This is a genomic window from Streptomyces rhizoryzae, from assembly GCF_023155275.1.
Classification (GTDB): domain Bacteria; phylum Actinomycetota; class Actinomycetes; order Streptomycetales; family Streptomycetaceae; genus Streptomyces; species Streptomyces rhizoryzae.
Genome location: NZ_JALMUV010000026.1, coordinates 58,801 through 75,913 on the forward strand (window position 1 = coordinate 58,801; position 17,113 = coordinate 75,913).

15 protein-coding genes are annotated in these 17,113 nt (G+C 75.7%); 6 read left to right on the forward strand and 9 right to left on the reverse strand.

Features of this window, described 5'->3' with window-relative positions:
• Positions 1-35 precede the first annotated feature (35 nt).
• The gene (locus MUU72_RS20855; RefSeq protein ID WP_248014851.1) at positions 36-1,307 is read left to right on the forward strand and encodes a DUF6777 domain-containing protein; all 1,272 of its coding nucleotides are present in this window, start codon (positions 36-38) and stop codon (positions 1,305-1,307) included.
• Positions 1,308-1,481: 174 nt separating this feature from the next.
• Complete coding sequence (locus tag MUU72_RS20860; RefSeq protein WP_248014852.1) at positions 1,482-2,651, forward strand: L,D-transpeptidase family protein; 1,170 nt, start codon at positions 1,482-1,484, stop codon at positions 2,649-2,651.
• A 47-nt stretch (positions 2,652-2,698) separates the two neighbouring features.
• Here MUU72_RS20860 and MUU72_RS20865 read toward each other — a convergent pair whose 3' ends face one another.
• From MUU72_RS20865 to MUU72_RS20895, 7 genes are all read right to left on the reverse strand, one after another.
• Positions 2,699-3,757 (reverse strand): aldo/keto reductase, encoded by a 1,059-nt coding sequence (locus tag MUU72_RS20865; RefSeq protein WP_248014853.1) that lies wholly within the window; start codon positions 3,755-3,757, stop codon positions 2,699-2,701.
• A 134-nt stretch (positions 3,758-3,891) separates the two neighbouring features.
• The gene (locus MUU72_RS20870) at positions 3,892-5,949 is read right to left on the reverse strand and encodes a phosphocholine-specific phospholipase C (RefSeq protein ID WP_248014854.1); all 2,058 of its coding nucleotides are present in this window, start codon (positions 5,947-5,949) and stop codon (positions 3,892-3,894) included.
• Positions 5,950-6,293: 344 nt separating this feature from the next.
• Positions 6,294-6,839 carry an ATP-binding protein gene (locus MUU72_RS20875; protein WP_248014855.1) on the reverse strand — a complete coding sequence of 182 codons (546 nt, stop codon included), beginning with the start codon at positions 6,837-6,839 and terminating at the stop codon, positions 6,294-6,296.
• Between the two features lie 178 nt (positions 6,840-7,017).
• Positions 7,018-9,162, reverse strand: a complete 2,145-nt coding sequence (locus MUU72_RS20880) for a xanthine dehydrogenase family protein molybdopterin-binding subunit (protein WP_248014856.1) — start codon at positions 9,160-9,162, stop codon at positions 7,018-7,020.
• 46 nt (positions 9,163-9,208) lie between these two features.
• Positions 9,209-10,195, reverse strand: coding sequence for an FAD binding domain-containing protein (locus tag MUU72_RS20885; RefSeq protein ID WP_248014857.1), 987 nt, complete (start codon positions 10,193-10,195; stop codon positions 9,209-9,211).
• Entirely contained in the window at positions 10,192-10,776 is a 585-nt protein-coding gene (locus tag MUU72_RS20890) for a 2Fe-2S iron-sulfur cluster-binding protein (RefSeq protein WP_248014858.1), read from the reverse strand. Before MUU72_RS20890 ends, MUU72_RS20885 begins: the two co-directional genes overlap by 4 nt.
• Positions 10,776-11,183 (reverse strand): hypothetical protein, encoded by a 408-nt coding sequence (locus tag MUU72_RS20895; RefSeq protein ID WP_248014859.1) that lies wholly within the window; start codon positions 11,181-11,183, stop codon positions 10,776-10,778. Before MUU72_RS20895 ends, MUU72_RS20890 begins: the two co-directional genes overlap by 1 nt.
• Before the next feature lie 293 nt (positions 11,184-11,476).
• Between MUU72_RS20895 and MUU72_RS20900 the strand changes: the two genes are divergently transcribed.
• Complete coding sequence (locus MUU72_RS20900; protein WP_248014860.1) at positions 11,477-12,304, forward strand: lipase family protein; 828 nt, start codon at positions 11,477-11,479, stop codon at positions 12,302-12,304.
• Here MUU72_RS20900 and MUU72_RS20905 read toward each other — a convergent pair.
• Complete coding sequence (locus MUU72_RS20905) at positions 12,295-12,900, reverse strand: isochorismatase family protein (RefSeq protein ID WP_248014861.1); 606 nt, start codon at positions 12,898-12,900, stop codon at positions 12,295-12,297. The two genes, MUU72_RS20900 and MUU72_RS20905, sit on opposite strands and share 10 nt — an antisense overlap.
• A gap of 200 nt (positions 12,901-13,100) precedes the next feature.
• Here MUU72_RS20905 and MUU72_RS20910 point away from each other — a divergent pair, with 200 nt between their 5' ends.
• From MUU72_RS20910 to MUU72_RS20920, 3 genes are all read left to right on the forward strand, one after another.
• Positions 13,101-14,306 (forward strand): serine hydrolase domain-containing protein, encoded by a 1,206-nt coding sequence (locus tag MUU72_RS20910; protein WP_248014862.1) that lies wholly within the window; start codon positions 13,101-13,103, stop codon positions 14,304-14,306.
• Between the two features lie 113 nt (positions 14,307-14,419).
• The gene (locus MUU72_RS20915) at positions 14,420-14,677 is read left to right on the forward strand and encodes a hypothetical protein (RefSeq protein WP_282504372.1); all 258 of its coding nucleotides are present in this window, start codon (positions 14,420-14,422) and stop codon (positions 14,675-14,677) included.
• A 262-nt stretch (positions 14,678-14,939) separates the two neighbouring features.
• Positions 14,940-15,968, forward strand: a complete 1,029-nt coding sequence (locus MUU72_RS20920; RefSeq protein WP_282504386.1) for a PP2C family protein-serine/threonine phosphatase — start codon at positions 14,940-14,942, stop codon at positions 15,966-15,968.
• Positions 15,969-15,999: 31 nt separating this feature from the next.
• Here the strand turns inward: MUU72_RS20920 and pcaD are convergent, their stop codons facing one another.
• Entirely contained in the window at positions 16,000-16,818 is an 819-nt protein-coding gene (pcaD, locus tag MUU72_RS20925; RefSeq protein WP_248014864.1) for a 3-oxoadipate enol-lactonase, read from the reverse strand.
• Positions 16,819-17,113 lie beyond the last annotated feature (295 nt).

Genomic DNA, 17,113 nt, shown 5'->3' on the forward strand with positions numbered 1-17,113 from the left:
GGCCGGACGGCCGCACCGTGCCGGGAAGAGGAACCGTGACATCTCCACCGCCGTCGGACAGCCAGCCGGAGAGCCGGCCGACCGGCCCGCCGTCGGGTCCGCTCTCCGGTTCCCCGTCCGGTGCGCCCACCGAGCCCGCGCACGAGCCGACCCGCCCCTGGCAGCAGCCGGGGCAGGCCACCGCCCCCGGGACCGGTGAGCCCCCTCCCCCGGGCGGCCCCGGCGGCGGGGGCGGCGGAGGCGGGGGCGGCGGTGCGAGCGGCGGCGGGGAGCACCGGCCGTGGTGGCGCTCGGCGCCGCGGGTCGCGCTCGCCGCGGCCGCGGTGGTCGTGGTGGTGGTGCTGGCGGTGGTGCTCACCCGTCCCGGCGGCGGGGGCGGCACCCAGGGCGAGGTGTTCCTGGAACCGGCTGCCTCGGCGGGCCAGGACCCGTTCACCGGCTCGACGGTGAACGGCGGCGGCACCGCGTCCCCGACCGCCACCCCGTCCCTGCCGCCGCACGGCGACCACCGGCACCCCAGCGTGTCCGGCGCGGCGCCCGGCCTGTACGGCGGCAGCCGCTCCAACGCCAGCTGCGACGTCGAGAAGCAGATCCGCTACCTCCAGGGCGCCCCGGAGAAGGCGCGGGCGTTCGCCGGTGTGGTGGGGGTGAGCACCGATCAACTGCCGCAGTACCTGCGGGGGCTGACCTCGGTGCAGCTGCTGGTGGACACCCGGGTCACCAACCACGGCTTCCGGGACGGGCGGGCCACCTCCTTCCAGGCGGTGCTACAGACGGGCACCGCGGTGATGGTGGACGCGCACGGGGTGCCGCGGGTGCGGTGCGCGTGCGGCAACCCGCTGACGCCGCCGGTGCCGGTCAAGGGCGCGGTGAAGACGGTGGGCAAGCCCTGGCCGGGCTACCGGGACGCGAATGTGGTGGCGGTGAAGCCGGCGCCGCACCCGGTGCAGACGTTCACGCTGCTCGACCCGGACACCGGTCAGTACTTCACGCGCCCGCAGGGCGACACCGGTGACACGGACCAGCCGACCGCGCCGCCCTCCCAGTCGCCGTTCTCCCCGTCCCCCGGGACACCGGGGTCCACCCCGCCCGGGGGCGGTTCGACGCCGGTGACCCCGTCGGGGCCGGGCGGCGGGACGACGCCGGAGACCCCGTCGGGGCCGGGCGGCGGGACGACGCCGCCGACCGCACCGGGGCCCACCGGGCCCGGGGAGACCGGCCCCGGCGGCACACCCGGGTCGCCCGGCCCCCCGGGCGGACCGGGCAGCACGGGCGGCGGCGGGACCACCGGCGGCTCGACCGGCTGACCGCCGCCCGACCCCGCCACCCCGCACACGCGTACGCCTTGGGAACACCGATATCGAACTGTGTCCTGATTATCCGATGCATCGCACAACCTCTGAAGCGGACAAACCCTCTGTATATGCGGCGGATGCCTCTGGCTCCGCCGCTGTCCGTTGTTCAGCTTTGGAGGAACTCTCGTGCACGCCGGAACGCGTCGCCCCACCACCCGGTTGATACCCGCCGCCCTCGCCGCGGGACTGCTGATGACCGCGTGCGGCACCGGCGCCTCGCAGTCCCAGGCGCCGGCGGCCAAGGTGACGGTCACCCCGGTGGCCGGCAGCTCCGCCGCGAAGCTCGGCGCACCGATATCCGTCAAGGCCGACGGCGGCCGGCTGACCGCCGTCGACGTCAAGGACGACAAGGGCGCGGCGGTCCCCGGCCGGCTGGCCGCCGACGGGTCGTCCTGGACCTCGCAGGGCAAGGTCCGCCCCGCGACCACCTACACCGTGCACACCAAGGCCACCTCGTCCGGCGGCAAGGAGTCCGCGGCCACCGCGAAGTTCACCACCGAGCAGGCCGGGAAGGTCAACAAGCTCACCAACACCCCGGGGAACGGGCAGACCGTCGGCACCGGCATGCCGGTCTCCATCCTCTTCGACCACCCGGTGGCCAAGAGCAGCCGCGCCGAGATCGAGAAGGCGCTGAAGGTCACCACCCAGCCGCACGTCGAGGGCGCCTGGGGCTGGGTGAAGGACTGGTCGGGCAAGGACCGGATCGACTGGCGGCCCAAGGACTACTGGCCGTCCGGCACCAAGGTCTCCGTCCGGGGCGCGCTGTCCGGCATCAACTCCGGCGACGACCGCTGGTTCGTGCGGGACTACGACTTCGACTTCTCGATCGGCGCCGACCACAAGGCCGTCATCGACGTGCCCGCGCACACCCTGACGATGTACGCGGACGGCAAGCCGGTGGGCACCATCCGGGGCTCCGCGGGCTCCCCGCAGGACCCGACCCGCGGCGGGGTGCACACCGTCCGCAGCAAGAACGCCGCCGAGACCATGGACTCCGCGACCATCGGCCACGGCAACGAGTGGATGCTGGACTCCCAGTGGGTCACCCACCTCACCGCGTCCGGCACCTTCCTGCACTCCGCCCCGTGGAACAAGTCCCTCGGCGTGGTCAACAACAGCCACGGCTGCTTCGGCATGACCACCTCGGACGCCAAGCGGGTCTACGACTTCCTCAGCGTCGGCTCCACGGTCGAGGTGAAGGGCACCACCAGCACCAAGAAGACCGACGTCGGCAACGGCCTGGAGGTCTGGCAGGAGACCTGGTCGCAGTGGCAGCAGCGGAGCGCGCTGAAGTAGCCGCGCGGCGGGGCACCGGGCCGGGCCGGTGCCCCGGCCCGGCCGGCTCACCGGATGTCGTGGGCGGTGCGCCGGTAGGTGGAGCGGCGGTCGTCGATGGCGGCCCAGCGGTCGCCGTGCACGGTCCGGGTGATGCCCTCCTCGCGGAGGAAGTCGTGCGGGAAGCCGAGCGGGACCGCGCTGACCTCGTCCAGCCGGGCCAGTGCGGCCGCGTCGAGGGTGACGTCCAGGCTGGCGAGGTTGTCGGCCAGCTGGGACTCCTTGGTGGCGCCGATGATCGGGATGACGTTGCCGGGGCGCTGCCGCAGCCAGGCCAGCGCCACCTGGGCGGGCGTCCAGCCGCCCTGTTCGGCGATCTCCAGGACGGCGGTGACGGTCTCGTCCTCGTTGTGGTCCCGGAAGCCCAGCGCGCCCTCCGCGGTCAGCCGGCCGGACTCGCCGCGCCGGTACTTGCCGGTGAGCTTGCCGGCCGCGAGCGGCGCCCAGGCCAGCACGGCCAGGTCGAAGGCGCGGGCCTGCGGCAGCAGTTCGCGCTCCACGGTGCGCTCCAGCAGGCTGTAGCGCAGCTGGGAGCCGGCGAACGCGGTCCAGCCGCGGAGTTCGGCGAGGGTGTTGGCCTGGGCGATCTCCCAGGCGGGCCAGTCCGACACACCCAGGTAGAGGACCTTGCCGGACCGCACGAGGTCGTCCAGGGCGCGCATCACCTCCTCGACGGGGGTGAAGTTGTCGCGGGCGTGCACCCACAGCACGTCCAGGCGGTCGGTGTCCAGCCGGCGCAGGCTGTCCTCGACGGACCGGACGAGGTTCTTGCGGTGGTTGCCGGCCGCGTTGACGTCGCCCTCGGCGGTGGCGCAGGTGTACTTGCTGGCCAGCACGAACCGGTCGCGGCGGCCGGCCAGGAGGGTGCCGAGGAGGGTCTCGGAGGTGCCGCCGGTGTAGTTGTTGGCGGTGTCGAGGAAGTTGCCGCCGGCGTCGGCGTAGGCGTCCAGGACGCGGGCGCTGGTCTCCCGGCTGCTGCCCCAGCCCCACTCCTCGCCGAACGTCATGGTGCCCAGGGCCAGTTCGCTCACCCGCAGGCCGGTCTTCCCGAACAGTGTGTACCGCACGTGTTCCCCTTCGGTCGTGGTGGCTCCCACGCTAGGAGCTGGAGTGCGCTCCAGGGCAAGGCGGCACTCCGGCGGGGGGCGGGGAAGGGGGCGGCCGGGAGGCGGGGGTGCGGTGCCTCCCGGCCGCGGGTGGGTCAGCCGGTGCGGAGGGCGGGGTCGCTGACGCCCGGTGCGCCGGTCTCGACGTGGCCGGCGAAGCGGCGCAGGAAGCCGGCGTCGGCGTCGGCGGTGGCCGTCAGGTCGTACCAGCGCCGGCTCGGGCCGAGGTCGACGGCCTGGGTGAGGGTGCTGCCCGGGTCCACCCGGACGGTCTGCCGGGTGCCGGTGTAGGCGTTGGCGACGGTGAAGGTGCAGGGGGCCGGGCCGGGGTTGGTGAAGGACAGCTCGACGCGCCCGGAGGCGGCGTTGTGGCGGGCGGTCACCTCGGGAGTCCGCTTCTTGCCGGGGCCCTTGAAGGTGCGCAGGAAGCCGTTGGGGCCGTGCACCGTCAGGTCGTAACTGCCCTGGGAGTAGGCGGTGTTCCAGGTGTCGGAGACGGTCTTGCCGGCCTCGGTGGTGTACGTCCAGGGGCCGTCGGTGCGGTTGGGCGAGGTGACGAGGAAGCAGGCGCCGGTGGCGGCGCCGCCGCTGAAGGTGAGGGTGAAGCGCCCGCCGGCGGGGTCGGCGGTGCCGTCGGTCAGCGGGACGTAGCGCAGCGGGCGGGTGGGCCGGGAGCCGGACTCCTGCACCGGCAGGGCGGGCTTGGCGGGCGGCGTGGGGACGTAGCTGCCGTGCCGCTGGTGGTCCGGCGGCCGGTACCCGCTGGTGTCCGGCAGCGCGGCCGGCTTGCTGTTCTCCAGGGAGAAGTCGAACGCCGAGGTCAGGTCGCCGCAGACGGCGCGGCGCCAGGGGGTGATGTTGGGCTCGTGGACGCCGAAGCGGCGCTCCATGAACCGGATGATCGAGGTGTGGTCGAACAGTTCGGAGCAGACGTACCCGCCGGTGCTCCACGGGGAGACCACCAGCATCGGGACGCGCTGGCCGAGGCCGTAGGGGCCGGCGGCGTAGCCGGCGCTGCCGGGGTAGTGCTCCAGGGCGGTGTCCACGGTGGAGCGGCCCTGGGCGGCGGAGGCGGGCGGGAACGGCGGGACGGCGTGGTCGAAGTAGCCGTCGTTCTCGTCGTAGGTGATGAACAGGGCGGTGCGGCTCCACACGTCGGGGTTGGCGGTGAGCGCGTCCAGGACCTGGGAGACGTACCAGGCGCCGTAGTTGGCGGGCCAGTTGGGGTGCTCGGAGAACGCCTCGGGGGCGGCGATCCAGGAGATCTGCGGCAGGGTGCCGGCCTTGACGTCGGCGCGGAGCCGGTCGAAGTAGCCGTCGCCGCGCTTGGCGTCGGTGCCGGTGCGGGCCTTGTCGTAGAGCGGGTCGCCGGGCTTGGCGTCGCGGTACTGGTCGAAGAAGAGCAGGGAGTTGTCGCCGTAGTTGCCGCGGTAGGCGTCGTCGATCCAGCCCCACTTGCCGGCCGCGTCCAGGCCGTCGCCGATGTCCTGGTAGATCTTCCAGGAGATGCCGGCCTTCTCCAGGCGCTCGGGGTAGGTGGTCCAGCTGTAGCCGGCCTCCTCGTTGCCCACGACCGGGCCGCCGCCGGAGCCGTCGTTGCCGACCCAGCCGGAGAACATGTAGTAGCGGTTGGGGTCGGTGGCGCCCATCAGCGAGCAGTGGTAGGAGTCGCAGACGGTGAAGGCGTCGGCGAGCGCGTAGTGGAACGGGATGTCCTGGCGCGTCAGGTGGGCCATGGTGCCGGTGCCCTTGGCGGGGATCCACTGGTCGTACCGGCCGTTGTTCCACGCCTGGTGGCCGCCGTGCCAGTCGTGGTCGAGGCCCGCGATGAACTGCATGCCGAGGTTCGCGGCGTCGGGGTGGTAGGGCAGGACGTCCTTGGTGCCGTCCTTCTGGTACCACACGGGCTTGCCGCTGGGCAGGGTGACCGGGCGCGGGTCGCCGAAGCCGCGGACGCCCCTGAGGGTGCCGAAGTAGTGGTCGAAGGAACGGTTCTCCTGCATCAGGACGACGATGTGCTCGACGTCCTTGAGGGAGCCGGTGCTGCGCCGGGCCGGGATGGCCGCGGCCCGGGCGATGCTGTTCGACAGGGCGGTGGTGCCTGCGGTGGCGCCGGCTATCTGGAGGAAGCGCCGGCGGTTGATGTCAGCCATGTGCGGTGGGGACCTCGCGGGTGAGGGAGGACGGGGTGATGGTGGGTGGGAGGTGACAGGGTGATGGTGGGTGGGAGGTGACAGGGTGATGGTGGGTGGGGGTGACAGCGTGATGGTGGGTGGGGATGACAGGTTGACGGTGTGACGGTGCGGACTGCGCAGTGTTCCAAGAGGAACGAGGGCCCGGGAAGAGGGAGTGTCCCGGAGGTGACACCTCACCGTACGGGGGGCGAACTCGCGGCCGGGCGGCGGGCGGCGGGCCCGGGAACGCCCGACGGCCGGCGGGCCGCGGTGCGAGGACCGTGGCCCGCCGGCCGTCGGGGCCGGTGCGGGTGCGGGTGCGGTTATACGGCCGGGGCGGGTCCCGCCGCCGGCTCCACCGCGGTGCCGGCCGCCGGGACCGGGCCGTCCGCGGTGGGCGCGGGCAGCGGACCGTCCGCCGCGGACGCGGGCTCCCCCGCGTCGGGGACGCCGCGCGGCCGCACCGGCGGGGCGGCCGGCGCGGTGCGGGGCGCCTCGACGCGGCGGGTGAACCAGATGACCTTGCCGCCGGCGGTGGCGCAGGTGCCCCAGCTGTCGCTGAGCGCGGCGATGCGGGCGAGTCCGCCGCCGGCGGCGGAGTCCAGCCGGGGCAGCTGGGGGCCGTCGTCGGTGACCGAGGCGGTCAGCTGGCGGCCGCTCCAGCGGAGTTCGACCACGCAGCGGGCCTCGGCGCCGACATGGCGGTGGACGTTGGTCAGGAGCTCCGCCACTCCCTCGCACACGGGCGGGATCTGCGGCGCGAGATCCCAGTGGCGCAGATGCGCGGCGACGATCCGCCGGATCTGCGGGACGCGCTCCGCCGAGACGTGCAGTTCGACCGTGTAGTGCCGGCCGCCGGGAAGTGTCATGTCGTGGCTCCTCACCGCGAGGCTCACGTCCTTCACCTCGTTGGACCAACGAACCCCGAACACGAAGAGTGAGCTTCCGTCACGTATGGGTTGACTGCCATGCTGACCCGCCCGTTGCGGGGCCGCAACAGCGCTTGAGCCGTCGGAGTTGCCCCGGACGCGCCGGGCCGCGCGGGCGTCAGGCGCCGGGGGCGGCCGGCGCGGTCGCGGCGGTCAGGGCGGTCAGAACCTTGTCGGGGGTCAGCGGGAGGTCGCGGAAGCGGTGGCCGGTGGCGTGCCACAGGGCGTTGGCGATGGCCGCGGCGGTGCCGACGATGCCGATCTCGCCGATGCCCTTGCTGCCCATGGGGTTGAGGTGCGGGTCCTCCTCGTCGAGCCAGTACGCCTCGACGACCGGGGCGTCGGCGTTGACCGGGACGTGGTACGAGGCCAGGTCGCGGGCGGTGAAGTCGCCGAAGGCGGGGTCCAGCGAGCTGCCCTCGGTCAGGGCCATGCCCAGGCCCATGATCAGCCCGCCGGTGAACTGGGAGCGGGCGGTGAGGGGGTTGAGGATGCGGCCGGCCGCGTACTGGCCCAGCAGCCGGCGGACCCGGACCTCGCCGGTGCGGGTGTCGGCCTGCACCTCGGCGAAGACCGCGCCGAAGGCGTGCCGGGAGTACCCGGAGGACTCGGCGGTCTCCCGGTGGGTGTCCGCGGTGACCGTGAGGCCGTCGGCGGGGAGCGGACCGCGGTGGTCGCGCAGCCGGTCCCGCAGGGCGGTGCACGCCTTGTGGACGGCCCAGCCCCAGGAGGCGGTGCCGATGGAGCCGCCGGCCAGCACCGCGGGCGGCAGGTCGCTGCTGCCGATCTCCAGGGCGATCCGGTCGCCGGGGACGCCGAGCGCGGCGGCGGCGATCTGGCCGAGGACGGTGCGGGCGCCGGTGCCGATGTCGGTGGCGTTGATCCGCACGCGGTAGCCGCCGTCCGGGGCGGCGTGCGCCTCGGCCTCGGAGGCGTCGACGGAGAAGGGGTAGGTGGCCGCGGCGACGCCGGTGCCCAGCAGCAGGTCGCCGCGGCGGCGGACGGCGGGGCGCGGGTCGCGGGGCAGCCAGCCGAAGCGGTCCGCGCCGCGGCGCAGGCACTCGGCGAGGTGACGGCTGCTGAACGGGCGGCCGCTGTCCGGTTCGGTGGCCGGGTCGTTGCGCACGCGCAGTTCGACGGGGTCGGCGCCCAGGGCCACGGCGAGTTCGTCGACGGCGGACTCCAGCGCGTACATCCCCGGGCACATGCCGGGGGCGCGCATCCAGGAGGGGGTGGGCACGTCGAGGGCGGTGACGCGGTGCACGGTGCGGCTGTGGGGCGAGGTGTACATCATGCGGGCCGGGATGGCGGCCTGTTCGACGAACTCGGTGACCGTGGAGGTGTGCGAGAGGGTCTCGTGGGCCAGGGCGGTGATCGTGCCGTCCGGTCCGGCGCCGAGGCGGACCCGCTGGACGGTGGGGGTGCGGTGGCCGACGACGGCGGGCATGTGGCGGCGCGGCACGGCGAGTTTGACCGGGCGGCCGGTGTAGCGGGCGGCCAGCGCGGCGAGCACCACGTGCGGGCGCGGGGTGCCCTTGGAGCCGAAGCCGCCGCCGACGTGTTCGGAGACCACGGTGACCTGGTCGGTGCCGAGCTTGAACAGCGCGGCCAGCTCCTCGCACACCTTGGTGGCGCCCTGGCTGGAGTCGTGGACGGTGAGGTGCCCGTCGTCCCACCGGGCGGTGGCGGCGTGCGGTTCCATCGGGTGGTTGTGCAGGGAGGGCATGGTGTAGGTGGCGTCGACGGTGGTCGCAGCGGCGGCGAACGCGGTGTCGAAATCGCCGCGTTCGCGGGCGCCGGGGCCGCCGTAGACCTTCTCCGGGACGTAGCAGCCGGGGTGGTCGGGGGTGAGCAGGACGTCGTGGCCGTCGGTGGCGTAGCCGATGTGGACGGCCTCGGCGGCGTCCCGGGCGGCCTCCAGGGTGTCGGCGACGGCGAGCGCGACGTACCAGCCGCGGTGCGGGACGCGGTCCTCCTGGAGGACGGCGAGGGTGGGGTCGTCGGTGGGGGCGAGGCGGGGCGCGTTCTCGTGGCTGAGGACGGCGAGGACGCCGGGCAGGGCGAGCGCGTCGCGGGTGTCCACACAGGTGATCCGGCCGCGGACGATGGTGGCCGGGACCGGCCAGGCGTAGGCGCAGCCGGGCGGGGTGCGGTCGTTGGCGTAGCGGGCGGTGCCGGTGACCTTCGCGCGGCCCTCGCGGCGGACCAGGGGGGTGCCCAGGGGCTGCGGGGGCGGGCCCGCCGGGAACGGTTCGTCGGTCATGGCGCAGATCCTTGGGTCAAAGGGGCCGGGGGCGGGGCGGGCGGGGTCAGCCGGGGGCGGCGAGGTCGGTGAGGACGCCGACGGCCAGGGCGCGGGCGAGCGGGACCTTGAAGCCGTTGTCGCGCAGCGGCCGGGCGGCGGCCAGTTCGGCGTCGGCGGCGCGGGCGAAGGTGTCCTCGGTGGCGGGCGCGCCGCGCAGCACGTCCTCGGCGGCGCGGGCCCGCCAGGGGCGGTGGGCCAGTCCGCCGAAGGCCAGGGCGGCGTGCGCGACGGTGCCGTCGCGGACGGCGAGCACGGCGGCGACCGAGGCCAGGGCGAAGGCGTACGAGGCGCGGTCGCGGGCCTTGCGGTAGCGGGAGCGGGCGCCGGGGGCGGGCGGCGGCAGGTCGACGGCGGTGAGCAGTTCGCCGAGCCGGATCTCGGTGTCCCGTTCGGGGGTGTCGCCGGGCAGGCGGTGGAAGTCGGCGGCGGGGACGGTGCGTTCGCCCTCGGGGCCGTGCAGGTGCACGGTGGCGTCCAGGGCGGCGAGGGCGACGGCGAAGTCGGAGGGCTGGGTGGCGACGCAGTGCGCGGAGTGACCGAGGACGGCCAGTTCGCGGTGGTGGCCCTCGACGGCCGGGCAGCCGGTGCCGGGCTCCCGTTTGTTGCAGGGTTTGGAGGTGTCCTGGAAGTAGGTGCAGCGGGTGCGCTGGAGGAGGTTGCCGCCGGTGGTGGCGGCGTTGCGCAGCTGGCCGGAGGCGCCGGCCAGCAGGGCCTGGGAGAGCACCGGGTAGCGGTCGCGGACGGCGGGGGCGGCGGCGAGGTCGGCGTTGCGGACCAGGGCGCCGACGCGCAGTCCGCCGCCGGGGAGTTCCTCGATGCGGTCCAGCGGGAGCCGGCCGATGTCGATCAGGGTGCGGGGCGTCTCGACGCCGAGCTTCATCAGGTCGACGAGGTTGGTGCCGCCGGCCAGGAACAGCGCGCCGGGCTGTCCGGCGGCGGCCCGCACCGCCTCGTCGACGCTGCCGGCCCGCAGGTATCCGAACGGTCTCATGCGCCGCTCACCTCCGTCCCGGCGGCGTCGGCGACCGCCTCGGTGATCCGGGGGTAGGCGCCGCAGCGGCAGAGGTTGCCGCTCATCCGCTCGCGGATCTCCTCCGCGGTGAGCGGGACCGGTCGGCCGGAGGGGGCGGTGTCGGGGGTGACGTACGACGGGGAGCCGGCGGCCGCCTCGGCCAGGACCCCGGCGGCGGAGCAGATCTGGCCGGGGGTGCAGAAGCCGCACTGGTAGGCGTCGCGGGCCAGGAACGCCTCCTGGAGGGGGTGCAGGGCCTCGCCGTCGGCGAGGCCCTCGATGGTGGTGACGGCGCGCTGGTCGTGGGCCACGGCCAGCAGCAGGCAGCTGTTCTCGCGCCGCCCGTCGACCAGGACGGTGCAGGCGCCGCACTGGCCGTGGTCGCAGCCCTTCTTGGCGCCGGTCAGGCCGAGGTGCTCGCGGAGCGCGTCCAGGAGGGTGGTGCGGTGGTCGAGGACCAGGGTGTGCCGGGTGCCGTTGACGGTGAGGGTCAGTTCGGAGCGGCGCCCGTTGACCGGGCGGGGGGCGTCCGGCCCGGTCCGCGCCTCGCCGGGGATCATCAGGCGTCCTCGGGGACGGGCCGGCGCAGCGTCTCCAGCCGCAGTTCGACCTCTTTCTCCTGGTCGCCGGCGGCCGTGCCGAGGACGCGGACCGCGAACGCGGATTTCAGGCCCTCGCAGAGCTGGTCGACGGCCCAGTAGCCGCCCTGGAGGGTGGCGATGACGGGGGCGGCCAGCCGCTGCGGTTCCGGTGCGGTGCCGCGCCGGCTGACGTCGACGGTGGAGGTCCACACCGTCGTGCCGGGCCCGGCCGTTTCCTTCGGTACGTCGTCCGCGGCGCGGTCGGAGCGGAAGGCGGTGCGCAGGGCGCCGAAGACGGCGTGTGCGTCCGCTCCCGAGCCCTCGACCTCCACCGTGACTTCGGCCGATACGTGTTCCGCGTGTGACGCCTGGTGCGCGCTGTTCACTGTGGGCCCTTCCTGTGGGTGCCGGACGCTTCCAGGCTCGCTCCGCGGCCCGGGGTGTGCGACCGGAGGCTCGAACGAGTGGTTTGAACGGGCGCATCGGCCGGCCCTCCCCACCCGGGGTTACGTTGTGCGCAGTTACGTTGGGTAGCCGGGGCGTGCGCTGCGTAGTCACGCCGGCTGCCCCGTGGTCCGTGTCCTTCCGCCGTGTCCTGTCCGTCCGTGTCCTATCCGTCCGTGTCCCTTCCGTCGTCGCTGTCCGTCCCCGCCGTCCCGCGTACCCACCAGGAGCACCGTTGACCAGTCCGCTCGCCGATCGGCACACCACCGGCTACAGCCTCCGCCAGGCGCTGTTCATGGCGCGCGCCGCCGCCCTCGCCTACGAGGACGAGCACGCCGTCGAGGCCGCCGCCGGCGCGTGGGGGTTCGGGCGGGTGCGCCACCACCACGCCGCGTTCCGCCCGCCGTTCCCGCTCACGGACACCCGGGCGTACACCCTCGGCGGGGAGCGCGTGGTCCTCACCGCGTTCCGCGGCGCCGAGCCCGCGGCCCTGCGGGCCTGGCTCACGGAGGCGGCCACCCCGCCGCGGCCCGGCCCGGGCGGCCGCGGCCGGGTCCACCACGGCTTCGCGGCGGTGCTGGAGGCGGTCTGGCCGCAGGTGCGCACGGCGCTGGAGGAGTGCGGGGGCGGCGGCCGGGCGGTCTTCTTCACCGGCCACGGGCTCGGCGGCGCGCTGGCGATGCTGGCCGCCGCCCGGCTGCACTTCGAGGACCCGCGGGTGACCGCCGACGGCGTCTACACCTTCGGCCAGCCGCGCACCTGCGACCCGGGGCTGGCCAGGGAGTTCAGCACCGCCTTCGCCGGCCGCACGTACCGCTTCGTGAACAACGGCGACATCGTGCCGCAGCTGCCCCCGGAGCCGGCCTTCCGCCACGTCTCCGCGCTGCGCCACATCGACTCCCGCGGCACGGTGCGCAACACCGTCCCGCTGCTGGGCGGCCTGCCGGACCGCGGCCGGGGCCCGGCCGCCGACCTGCTGGCCCCCGCCGCCGACGGCGTGCGGGACCACGCCGTCCGCGCCTACCTCACCGCGCTGGAGGACGCGGCGGCCGCTCAGGGCTGACGGGGCGGCGGCACGAAGGGCACCGCGGCCGCGTGCGGCACGAGCTCGACCTCGTCGCCGAGCGCCCACTCGGCGGCACGGGCGGACATCGCGGCCGGGACGGTGCCGCTGATGCCGGGCGCGGCGGGGATGTCGTAGGTACCGTGCGCGTCGTGCGGCAGGACGACGCGGTGGCCGCGGGCCAGCGCGGCGCGGGCGGTGGCGGCGACGCACATCTCGGAGAGCACCCCGCAGACCGCCAGCGCGGTGGCGCCCGCGCCGTCGAGCAGCCCGCCGAGCGGCGTGCCGTCGAAGCCGTCGTCCTCGGTCTTGCGGACCACCCGCTCCAGCGGGCCGGGCGCGGCGGGCAGGTGGAGGCGCCAGCCGGGGGTGCCGGGCTCGTCGGCGGCGCCGGGCGGGCCGTCGTTCTGGAGGTGGACGACGAGGGCGCCGGCCGCGCGGGCCCGGGCCAGCAGGCTGCGGGCGCGGTCCAGGATCCGGTCCGCGGCGGGGACCGCCCCGGCCCCGGAGACGAACGCGGACTGGAGGTCCACGAGGACGAGCGCGTGGACGGGGTCGGGGGCGGTGACGGGGCGCGGTGCGGTCGGGGCGGTCATGGACCCATCCTCGCCGCGGCGGGGGGCTGCGCCGGACGGGCGGGAACGTTTCCGGCCGGACCGGCATGGTTGCCACAGGCATCGAAGCGGGCGGATCATCCGTAGGTGCTTCGCGGCCGTCGCGCACCGGGATCGCGCCCCGGCGTCCGGGCGGCGGGGCGCGCAGGCGACCGCACCGCGACGAGGCGAGGAGACCCCCCGTGGAAGCTGCCACCGTCAACGGCCACTGCGCACCGGGCTTCGAGGGCGTCCGCGCCGCCTTCGAACGGAACTTCCGCGCCCACCGGGAGGTCGGGGCGGCGGTGGCGGTGACGCTGGACGGCGAGCCCGTGGTCGACCTGTGGGGCGGCCGCGCGGACGCCGCCGGCACCCGGCCCTGGGAGCGCGACACCCTGGTCAACGTCTACTCGACGTCGAAGGGGATGACCGCGCTGTGCGCCCATCTCCTCGCGGACCGGGGCGAGTTGGACCTGGACGCGCCGGTCGCCCGCTACTGGCCGGAATTCGCCCGTGCGGGCAAGGAGGCCATACCGGTGCGCTGGCTGCTCAGCCACCGCGCCGGGCTGATCGCGCCCCGGGAGCCGCTGGCCGAGGGCCGCGCCTACGACTGGGAGTACGTCTGCGGCGCGCTGGCGGCCACCCCGCCCTGGTGGGAGCCGGGGACCGCGCAGGGCTACCACGCCGTCACGTTCGGGTACCTGGTGGGGGAGGTGGTCCGGCGGATCACCGGGCAGTCGCTGGGCGCGTTCCTGCGCAGCGAGATCACCGGGCCGCTGGACGCCGCGGTGTTCATCGGCACCCCGCGGGCGGAGCAGGCCCGGTGCGCCGACATGGTCGGCCAGCTGGACGAGGAGCGGCTCGCCCGGCGCCTCCCGGGGCTGCCGAAGGCGCCGGTGCGGGGCCTGGCCGACCATCCGCTGGCCGGGGTGACGCTGGCGCTGACGTACATCCCGACCGGCGACGTGAACAGCGCCGCCTACCGCTCCGCGGAGATCCCGGCCGGCAACGCGCACGCCTGCGCACGCGGCCTGGCCGCCGTCTACGGGGCGCTGGCCGGCGGCCGGCTGGTGGGCCGGGCCACGCTGGAGGCGATGCGGACCTCGCAGAGCCGGCCGGACGAGCCGGACCTGACCATCGGCGGGCTGGTCCCCGACGGCGCCGCCGCGGCGTTCCGCTGGGGGCTGGGCTACATGCTCAACGACCACGGCCGGGCGGGGCCCAATCCGCGGGCGTTCGGGCACGGCGGCGCGGGCGGTTCGTACGCCTTCGCGGACCCGGAGAACGGGCTGGGCTACGCCTACACCATGAACCGCTTCGGGGGCGGCACCAGCGGCGAGGACCCGCGCAGCGGCCCCCTGGTCGCGGCCGTGTACGCGGCCCTGGCGGGGGTGCGCGGCAGCGCGTGAACGGCCCGCCGCGGCCCCCCGCGTACGCCCCGGGCGGCGTGATAATGGGAGGTGCGGCACGGATCCGTCCGGTGCCGCCGCGGTCCGCGGCGGCCCGGTGAGAGGACGTGGTGATGATGACGGAAAGGGACACCGAGACGGTCCACGAGGCGTACTCGTTCGTCTGCCTGCACTGCGGGCACGGGTGGGAGGAGGAGTACGAGATCCGGCACACCCCGGATGCCGGCGGCCGCCGGCACGCCGAGTACTTCTGCCACGGCCGGCGGGTGCCCTCTCCCCTGACCCACACCGACTGCCCGGGCTGCACCCGCGGCCCGATCCGGATCCTGCGGCCCGGCCGGGTCAAGGGGATGCAGGCGTACCTCGGCTAGCGGGAGGCGCCGCTGCGATTCGGTAACGGCGGCGGACGCCCCGTCGTTCGCCCCGGCAAACGTTGCATATGCTCAGGTCGGGGGCCCCAAGGCCGGTTTCGGACAGTCGAACGGACCGCGGCCGGTCCCCCGTCCCGATCACCTCCCAGGGGCCGCCGCGCGCGGCCCCTGGGCCGTAACGACGCCGGAGTGGAGCTTGGCCGTGGAGAAGGGGGAGCAGCGCACCCGCTCCCGTGCGCTGTCCGCGTTCCCGTACGTGGTCATGGCCGCGGTCAGCGCGGTGGACATCACCGCCGGCCCGGAGGTCGGCTTCCTGCCGCTGGTGTCGCTGGGGCCGGCGTTCGCCGGGCTGGTCGGCGGGTGGCGCCGGACCGCGCTGGCCGGGCTGAGCGCGGCGGTGCTCTGTGTGGGTCTGGGCCTGCACAGCGGGCTCTTCGAGAGCCGCCGCGGGCTGACCGCGCTGCTGTCGGTGGCCGGGGTGACCGCGGCCGGGGTGGTGGCCGCGGTGATGCGGCAGCGCCGGGAGGCGGAGCTGGCCAGCGTCCGCTCGATCGCCGAGGTCGCGCAACGGGTGCTGCTGCGGCCGGTGCCGCGCAGCGCCGGGCCGCTGCGGATCGCGGTGTCCTACACCTCCGCGGTGGCCGAGGCCCGGATCGGCGGCGACCTCTACGAGGTGGTGACCTCGCCGGCCGGGGTGCGGATCATCGTCGGCGACGTGCAGGGCAAGGGCCTGGAGGCGGTGGAGAGCGCGGCGGTGGTGCTCGGCGCGTTCCGGGAGGCGGCGCACGACGAGCCGGACCTGCCGGCGGTCGGGGCCCGGGTGGAGCGGGCGCTGAACCGCCATCTGTCCGGGGAGCGGTTCGTGACCGCGGTGCTCGCCGAGATCGGCGACGGCCCCGACGCCACCCTGCTGAACTTCGGCCACCCCTCACCCCTGGTGGTCCGCCCCTCCGGCGAGGTCGGCTACGCGGCGCCCGCGGAACGGGCGCTGCCGCTGGGCCTGATGGACCACCGGCCGGACGTGCCGGTCCCCTACACGGTGCCGTTCGCCCCCGGCGACCAGCTGCTGTTCTACACCGACGGGGTCGCCGAGGCGCGGGACTCGGGGGGCCGGTTCTACCCGCTGGACGAGCGGGCGGTGCTGCTGAAGGACCCCGACCCGGAGGCGGCGCTGCGGGCGGTCCGGGAGGACGTGGTGGACCACGCCGAGGGGCCGCTCAACGACGACGCGGCGATGCTGCTGGTGCGGTACCGCGAGCGGGCCGGCGGCGGTACCGGCGGCCCGGTGTAGCCGGTACCGCCGCCGCGGTCCGGGCCGGGGCTCAGCCGTCGGTGCCGGGGGCCGGGCGGGTGTGCAGCGGCGCCAGGTGGGCGAGGAGGGCGGCGAGGACCTCCGCGGGGCGCTCCACGCCCGCGAGGTGGGCGGCGCCGGAGAGTTCCACGAGGTTGGCGTCGCGGATGCCGTCGGCCAGTTCGCGGGCGTGCGGGGGCGGGGTGGCCGGGTCGGCGCGGCCCGCGACGACGAGGGTGGGGGCGGTGATCCGGGGCAGCGCGCTGCGCAGGTCGAAGGCGGCGAGGGCGTCGCAGCAGGCCGCGTACCCCTCGGGCGACACGTCCCGGCGCAGCGCCTCCACCAGGGCGGTGGCCTCCGGTCCGGTGGCGGCGGCGGGGGTGAACCAGCGGCCGGCGACGGTGTCGGCGACCGCGTCGGTGCCCTTGGCGCGGACCAGGGCGGCCCGTTCCCGCCAGCCGGCCGGTTCGCCGAACCGGGCCGAGGAGCAGACCAGGGCGAGCGAGCTGATGCGGGTGGGGTGGTGGGCGGCGAGCCAGGCGCCCACCGCGCCGCCCAGGGAGACCCCGGCGTAGGCGAAGCGGCCCAGGCCGAGGGCGTCGGCGAGGGAGAGGACCAGGCGGGCCAGTTCCGGGACAGTGGTGGTGCCGGGGTCGGCGAGTGCGTCCAGCGGGGTGCCGCCGTGGCCGGGCAGGTCCCAGCGGACGACGTGGAACCGGCGGGCCAGCCCGGCGAGTTGGGGGTCCCAGACGGTGAGCGAGGTGCCCAGGGACGGGCCGAGGAGCAGCGCCGGGGCGCCGGGCGGGCCGTCGGCGGTGTGGTGGAGGGCGGGGGCGGCGGGCGGCGTCATACGGGCTCCTGCGGTCGTGCGGGTGGTGCGTGCGGTGCTGCGTCACGTCCCGGGCGGGGTCCGCGGGGGCGGCGGACGGTCCCGGCGGCCGGCGGGACGGGCGGCCGGCGGCACCGGGGCGGCGCGCGCGGCGCGGTCCGGTCCGGCGGGGCCGCCGGCCGGGGCCGGGCGTCCGCGAGCCCCGCCGCGGCCGGTCAGGGCGGTGAGGGCCGCGGCGGGGGTTCGGGCACGGCCGGACCGCCGACCGTACCGAGGTTGTACCGCATCGCGGACGCGCGCACCCGCAGGCCCGCTG